Origin of the sequence: Mesorhizobium sp. M7A.F.Ca.AU.001.01.1.1 (assembly GCF_004022735.1) — a bacterium.
GTDB classification, from domain to species: Bacteria; Pseudomonadota; Alphaproteobacteria; order Rhizobiales; family Rhizobiaceae; genus Mesorhizobium; species Mesorhizobium ciceri.
Genome location: NZ_RZPF01000323.1, coordinates 1 through 6895, shown reverse-complemented (window position 1 = coordinate 6895; position 6895 = coordinate 1). Strand labels below are relative to the sequence as shown.

General features: G+C 62.9%; 8 protein-coding genes. All 8 read left to right on the top strand.

What is annotated here, in order from left to right; all coding sequences use genetic code 11:
* Positions 1-878, top strand: an 878-nt coding sequence (locus EN884_RS19800) for a transketolase family protein (RefSeq protein WP_164895063.1), incomplete at its 5' end; no start/stop codon positions are given.
* Positions 879-889: 11 nt separating this feature from the next.
* Positions 890-1969, top strand: a complete 1080-nt coding sequence (fba, locus tag EN884_RS19795) for a class II fructose-bisphosphate aldolase (protein ID WP_063167848.1) — start codon at positions 890-892, stop codon at positions 1967-1969.
* A gap of 21 nt (positions 1970-1990) precedes the next feature.
* On the top strand, positions 1991-3484 hold the full coding sequence (locus tag EN884_RS19790; RefSeq protein WP_013532056.1) for a ribulose-bisphosphate carboxylase large subunit: 1494 nt from the start codon (positions 1991-1993) through the stop codon (positions 3482-3484).
* Positions 3485-3502: 18 nt separating this feature from the next.
* Positions 3503-3937: a ribulose bisphosphate carboxylase small subunit gene (locus tag EN884_RS19785; protein ID WP_013532057.1), complete on the top strand. Its 435-nt coding sequence runs from the start codon at positions 3503-3505 to the stop codon at positions 3935-3937.
* A 7-nt stretch (positions 3938-3944) separates the two neighbouring features.
* Positions 3945-4883, top strand: coding sequence for a CbbX protein (cbbX, locus tag EN884_RS19780; RefSeq protein WP_013532058.1), 939 nt, complete (start codon positions 3945-3947; stop codon positions 4881-4883).
* Positions 4884-4941: 58 nt separating this feature from the next.
* Positions 4942-5628 (top strand): ribulose-phosphate 3-epimerase, encoded by a 687-nt coding sequence (gene rpe / locus EN884_RS19775; RefSeq protein ID WP_063167847.1) that lies wholly within the window; start codon positions 4942-4944, stop codon positions 5626-5628.
* 21 nt (positions 5629-5649) lie between these two features.
* Positions 5650-6207, top strand: a complete 558-nt coding sequence (locus EN884_RS19770) for a thioredoxin family protein (RefSeq protein ID WP_128360694.1) — start codon at positions 5650-5652, stop codon at positions 6205-6207.
* Positions 6204-6895 (top strand): phosphoglycolate phosphatase (gene gph, locus EN884_RS19765; protein ID WP_128360693.1); only part of this gene is annotated, 692 nt, incomplete at its 3' end. The genes EN884_RS19770 and gph, both read left to right, overlap by 4 nt.

Here is a 6895-nt window from a genome sequence, read left to right as displayed (position 1 = left end):
AATTGACCGTCGGCGGCTCGGCCGATCTGCCGCACTCGAATCTGACGATCACCAAGGGCATGAACCGCATTGCGCCGAGTGACTATGCCGGCCGCTACATTCACTACGGCATTCGTGAACACGGCATGGCGGCCGCCATGAACGGCATCGCGCTGCATGGAGGGTTCGTGCCCTATGGCGGTACGTTCCTGTGCTTCGCCGATTATGCGCGCGGCGCGATGCGGCTCTCGGCGCTCATGGGCCAGCGCGTCATCTATGTGATGACACACGATTCCATCGGCCTCGGCGAGGACGGCCCGACGCACCAGCCGGTCGAGCACCTGGCGATGCTGCGTGCCACGCCCAATCTCAACGTCTTCCGTCCGGCGGATGTCATCGAAACGGCGGAGTGCTGGGAACTCGCGCTGAAGAGCAAGGATCGGCCGAGCGTGCTGGTGCTGTCGCGCCAGAACCTGCCGATGCTGCGTCGGTCGCACAGTGACGAGAACCGCTCCCGCCAGGGTGCCTACGTCCTGCGCGAACCAGCCGAGCACCGTGCCGTCACCCTGATCGCCACCGGCTCGGAGGTCGAGATCGCGGTTGCTGCCGCCGAAAGGCTGGAGACCGAGCATGGCGTCGCCGCCGCCGTCGTGTCGATGCCGTGCTGGGAGCTTTTCGAGGAGCAGGAAAGAGCCACCCGCAAGGCCGTCCTCGGCTCGGCGCCGCGCGTCGCGGTCGAAGCGGCAGCCCGGCTGGGCTGGGACCGCTGGATCGGCGAGACCGGCGCTTTCGTCGGCATGACCGGCTTCGGCGCCAGCGCCCCTGCCCCCGACCTCTACCGGCATTTCAACATAACGTCCGAAGCGGTTGCTGCAGCGGCGCTGAAGCTCATCATCTAGGAGGATTCACAATGGCTCGCATCACCCTTCGCCAGCTTCTCGACCATGCCGCCGAGCACGGCTACGGCGTACCGGCATTCAACATCAACAACATGGAACAGGGCCTCGCCATCATGGAAGCGGCCAAGGCCTGCGACGCGCCTGTCATCATCCAGGCTTCGCGTGGCGCCCGGACCTATGCCAACGACATCATGCTGGCCAAGATGATGGAGGCGCTGACCGAAATCCACCCAACCATCCCGCTATGCATCCATCAAGACCACGGCAACAGCGAGGCCACCTGCCTTTCCGCGATCCGCCACGGCTTCACCTCGGTGATGATGGACGGATCCTTGATGGCGGACGCCAAGACGCCGGCAAGCTACGACTACAACGTCGCCATAACCGAACGCGTCGCACGTATGGCGCATTGGGTCGGCGCTTCCGTCGAAGGCGAACTGGGCGTGCTCGGCTCGCTGGAAACCGGCCAAGGCGAGGCCGAGGATGGCCACGGCGCCGAGGGCGCGCTCTCCCACGACCAGCTCCTGACCGATCCCGATCAGGCGGTCGACTTCGTGACCGCAACCCAAGTCGACGCGCTGGCGATTGCCTGCGGCACCTCGCACGGTGCCTACAAATTCACCCGCAAGCCGGACGGCGACATCCTGGCCATGCAGGTGATCGAGGCGATCCACGAGAAGCTGCCCAACACGCATCTGGTCATGCACGGCTCTTCCTCTGTGCCGCAGGAGTTGCAGGACATCATCAACAGATACGGCGGCGAGATGCCCCAGACTTTTGGCGTCCCGGTCGAGGAGATCGAGCGCGGCATCCGCTACGGCGTGCGCAAGGTCAATATCGACACCGATTGCCGCATGGCCATGGCCGGGCAGTTCCGCCGCGTCGCGACGGAAGACCCGCGCGAGTTCGATCCCCGCAAATTCCTGAAGCCCGCCATGGATGCCTTGCGCGACCTTTGCCGGGACCGCTTCGAGCGTTTCGGTACGGCGTCCAACGCCTCGAAGATCAAGGTCATCGCCATGGACGAGATGGCGAAACGTTACGCCGCGGGAAAACTCGACCCCCAAATCGCAACCGCGAAAGCCGCCTGAGCAACAAACAGGAGACCTGTCATGAACAAGATCGACATACTGCCAGCGGGGACGCTCAAGGAAGGCAAGGAGCGCTACAAGTCAGGGGTCATCCCCTACAAGAAGATGGGCTACTGGGAGCCTGACTACAGGCCCAAGGAAACCGATCTGATCGCCATGTTCCGGATCACGCCGCAACCCGGTGTCGACCACGAGGAGGCGGCAGCCGCCATCGCCGGTGAATCCTCCACCGCGACGTGGACCGTGGTGTGGACCGACCGGCTGACAGCTTGCGAGCTCTATCGCGCCAAGGCGTTCAGATCCGAGCCGGTGCCGAACACCGGTCCCGGAACCAAGACCGAGCAACAGTACTTCGCCTACATCGCCTACGACCTCGACCTGTTCGAGCCGGGCTCGATCGCCAACCTGACCGCATCGATCATCGGCAATGTGTTCGGCTTCAAGGCAGTCAAGGCGTTGCGGCTGGAAGACATGCGTATCCCGGTGGCGTATCTCAAAACCTTCCAGGGGCCGGCGACCGGCATCGTGGTGGAGCGTGAGCGGCTCGACAAGTTCGGCCGGCCGCTGCTCGGCGCAACGACGAAGCCGAAGCTCGGCCTGTCGGGACGCAATTACGGGCGCGTCGTTTATGAAGCGCTGAAGGGCGGCCTCGACTTCGTCAAGGACGACGAGAATATCAACTCGCAGCCCTTCATGCATTGGCGCGACCGCTTCCTCTACTGCATGGAGGCCGTGAACAAGGCGTCGGCCGCCACCGGCGAGGTCAAGGGCCATTATCTCAACGTCACCGCCGGCACGATGGAGGAGATGTACGAGCGCGCCGAATTCGCCAAGCAACTTGGCTCCTGCATTGTGATGATCGATCTGGTCATCGGCTACACGGCGATCCAGTCGATGGCCAAGTGGGCACGCCGCAACGACATGATCCTGCACCTGCACCGTGCCGGCAACTCGACCTATTCGCGCCAGAAGAACCACGGCATGAATTTCCGCGTCATCTGCAAATGGATGCGCATGGCCGGCGTCGACCACATCCATGCCGGCACGGTGGTCGGCAAGCTGGAAGGCGACCCGCTCATGATCAAGGGATTTTATGACACGCTGCGCGAGGAGCGCACGCCGCAGAACCTCGAAACCGGGCTGTTCTTCGATCAGGAATGGGCCTCGCTCAACAAGGTGATGCCCGTTGCCTCGGGCGGCATCCATGCCGGCCAGATGCACCAGTTGATCCACTATCTCGGCGAGGACGTCATCCTGCAGTTCGGCGGCGGCACGATCGGCCATCCGGACGGTATCCAGGCAGGCGCGACGGCCAATCGCGTCGCCTTGGAAGCGATGATCCTGGCCCGCAACGAGGGGCGCGATTATTTGCGCGAAGGGACCAAGATCCTCGAACAGGCGGCCAGATGGTGCACGCCGCTGAAGGCTGCCCTGGAGACCTGGAAGGACGTCACCTTCAACTACGAATCGACCGACACGGCCGACTTCGTGCCAACCGCAACGCCCAGCTTCTAGACGAAAGGAACCGTCGTCATGATGACCAATCCGGGAAACAAGGTCACACAGGGGCAGTTCTCGTTCCTGCCCGACCTGACCGACGAGCAGATTTCGGCGCAGATCAAATACGCGCTGAAGAACCATTGGGCGGTCAGCGTCGAGTACACGGACGATCCGCATCCGCGAAACACCTATTGGGAAATGTACGGCAACCCCATGTTCGACTTGAAAGATCCGGCGGGCATACTGCTCGAGGTCAATGCTTGCCGGAAAGCCTGTCCGAACATGTATGTGCGGGTAACCGCCTTCGATTCGACCAAAGGCTGGGAAGCGCCGCGCATGTCGTTCATTGTCAACCGGCCGCCCAGCGAACCCGGGTTCCGGCTGCTGCGCCAGGAGCGTGACGGCCGCAGCCAGGGTTATTCGATCGTGCCTTATGCGACCGACAGGCCCGAAGGCGAGCGGAGCTAGCCGAACCATGCTGAACGCGATGACAAAGGACGCTGCCGCACAAGACGCGACGGTTGATCTGCAGGCCGAGTTCGAGGCGTCCAACATCGACGAGGTGATGGACAAGCTCGACCGAGAACTCGTTGGCCTGAAGCCGGTCAAGACCCGCATCCGCGAGATCGCCGCCCTCCTCCTGGTCGACCGGCTTCGCCGCAGGTTCGGACTGACATCGGGCGCGCCGACGCTGCACATGAATTTCACGGGAAATCCTGGCACCGGAAAGACCACGGTGGCGCTGAGGATGGCCGAAATCCTGCATCGTCTGGGTTATGTCCGCGAAGGCCACATGGTCGCCGTGACTCGCGACGATCTCGTCGGCCAGTATGTGGGCCACACCGCGCCCAAGACCCGCGAGGTGATCAAGCGTGCCATGGGCGGCGTGCTTTTCATCGACGAGGCCTACTATCTCTACAAGCCAGAGAACGAACGCGACTACGGCCAGGAATCGATCGAAATCCTGCTGCAGTGCATGGAGAACAACCGTGACGATCTGGTTGTGATCCTTGCCGGCTACAAGAACAAGATGGACCGCTTCTTCGACAGCAATCCCGGCATGCGTTCGCGCATCGCCCACCACCTCGATTTCCCTGACTATGGCGTCAGCGAACTGAAATCGATCGCCGAGATTATGCTCGCGGAGCAGAATTATCGCCTCAGCGAGGCGGCGTCCCAGGCGCTCGAAGAGTATCTTCCGATCCGCATGAGGCTGCCGCATTTCTCCAACGCGCGTTCGGTTCGCAATGGGCTCGACCGGGCGCGGCTGCGGCAGGCCAACCGGCTTTTCGCATCGCGCAGCCGGGTGTTGACCAAGGCCGATCTTATCACCATCGAGGAATCCGACATTCGCGGCAGCCGCGTGTTCGCGGAAGGGAAACTGGAAGGCGAACCGGAGACGAAGATGCGCTGACACGACGAAGCGGCCGGCGCAGCGACCAACACCGCAGACAGAATTGGAGACGACGACCATGGTCACCGGGACAATCATCGCACCCTCCGTGCTTTCCGCGGATTTCTCGCGGCTCGGCGACGAGGTCGAAGCTGTCGTGCGGGCGGGTGCCGACTGGATCCATCTCGACGTGATGGACGGCCACTTCGTGCCCAACATCACCTTCGGTCCGCCGGTGATCAAGGCGATCCGCGACCGAACGGACAAAATCTTCGACTGCCATCTGATGATCGCGCCGGCCGACCCCTATCTGGCCGCCTTCGCCGACGCCGGTTGCGACATCATCACGGTGCATGCAGAGGCCGGGCCGCATCTCGATCGTTCCCTGCAGGCGATCAAAAATCTCGGCAAGAAGGCCGGCGTATCGCTGAATCCTTCGACGCCGGAGAGCGTCATCGAATATGTGCTCGACAGGCTCGATCTGGTGCTTCTGATGACGGTCAATCCAGGCTTCGGCGGCCAGGCCTTCATTTCCGCGGTCATCGAGAAGATCAGGCGAATCAAGGCATTGGTTGGCCACCGCCCGATTGACATCGAAATCGATGGCGGCGTCACGGCCGAAACCGCCCCGCTGGTCGCCGCGGCCGGCGCCAATGTGCTGGTCGCCGGGTCGGCCGTGTTCAAGGGGGGCACCGAGGCGGCCTACCGCGCCAACATTGGAACCATCCGACAGGCGGCCGACGGTGCGATCCGGAAAGCCGCGTAAACCATTTCATCGGAGGCAAGCATGGCGGCCGTTCCCCCTGTCTGCGATTTCGGCTGGCGCGCGATCGATGCCGTTTTGCCCGGCGTCGAAGGCAGGTCGCATTCGATCCTCAGCCAGGCCGGCCCGAACGGCCTGGTCGTGGCCTTCATCTGCAATCACTGCCCTTATGTGAAGGCGGTGATTTCACGTATCGTGCGCGATGCCAACGACCTCAAGGCCGAAGGTATCGGCTTTGTCGCAATCAACTCGAACGATGCCGACACCTACCCGGAGGATTCCTTCGACCAAATGAAGCTCTTCGCCACGACGAACGGCTTCAGCTTCCCTTACCTGCACGACCAGCGCCAAACTGTAGCGCGCGATTACGTGGCGGTGTGCACTCCCGATTTCTTCGGGTTCAACAGCGAGTTGGGATTGCAATATCGCGGTCGGCTGGACGCCTCGCGACGAGAAGCCGGAGCGCCCGGGCTGAGACGCGATCTGTTCGAGGCGATGAAGCAGGTTGCCCGAACCGGCGACGGGCCGCTGGACCAGGTCGCCTCGATCGGCTGCTCGATCAAGTGGAAGGATGACGCATGAACGTCGGCGCAGGTAGGCCGCTTCGATCGCCGAAGGCGATCCTGTTCGACCTCGACGGCACGCTGGTCGACTCGGCACCGGACATAGCGGCCGCCGTCAACGAATTGCTGGCCAGCCGCGATCTGCCGCCGCTGCGCCTGGACCGGGTCAAGGCCATGATCGGCGGCGGTGTCAGGAAACTGATCGAGCGAGCCTTCGCGGCATCGGGAGCGCCACTGCTCGGCAACGCTCTCGATGAGGCAAACCGCGTCATGGCGCCTATCTACCGCCGGCACCTGACCGGCCTGACAAGGCTGATGCCTGGCGTCAGGGAGGCCCTCACCCACTTTCATTTGGGCGGAGTAAGCATGGGGGTGGCAACCAACAAACCGCAGTTGGCGACCCGCGAAATCCTGCTTCATTTCGGATTGACGGAATATTTCGGTGCGATCGTCGGCGGAGACGCGGTGACATACCTGAAACCGGCGCCCGATGCCCTGCTGCTGGCGTTGGCACAACTAGGCGTCGACCCGGGTGACGCGCTGCTGGTCGGAGACAGTGGCGCTGACCTGGGCGCCGCACGCGCCGCCGGCATGCCCGTCATTCTGCTGCGTGGCGGCTACAGCCACATTCCGGTGGAAGAGCTTGGCGCCGATCTTGTTTGCGACAGCCTTTTCGATCACGCATCGGCTTGCAGCCCCTGCATTGC

What these genes read in the sequence shown, in the direction of transcription:
- EN884_RS19790 (WP_013532056.1), top strand. Translation starts at nt 1,991, where the DNA reads ATGAACAAGATCGACATACTGCCAGCGGGGACGCTCAAGGAAGGCAAG.
- EN884_RS19770 (WP_128360694.1), top strand. Translation starts at nt 5,650, where the DNA reads ATGGCGGCCGTTCCCCCTGTCTGCGATTTCGGCTGGCGCGCGATCGAT.
- EN884_RS19785 (WP_013532057.1), top strand. Translation starts at nt 3,503, where the DNA reads ATGATGACCAATCCGGGAAACAAGGTCACACAGGGGCAGTTCTCGTTC.
- cbbX (WP_013532058.1), top strand. Translation starts at nt 3,945, where the DNA reads ATGCTGAACGCGATGACAAAGGACGCTGCCGCACAAGACGCGACGGTT.
- fba (WP_063167848.1), top strand. Translation starts at nt 890, where the DNA reads ATGGCTCGCATCACCCTTCGCCAGCTTCTCGACCATGCCGCCGAGCAC.
- rpe (WP_063167847.1), top strand. Translation starts at nt 4,942, where the DNA reads ATGGTCACCGGGACAATCATCGCACCCTCCGTGCTTTCCGCGGATTTC.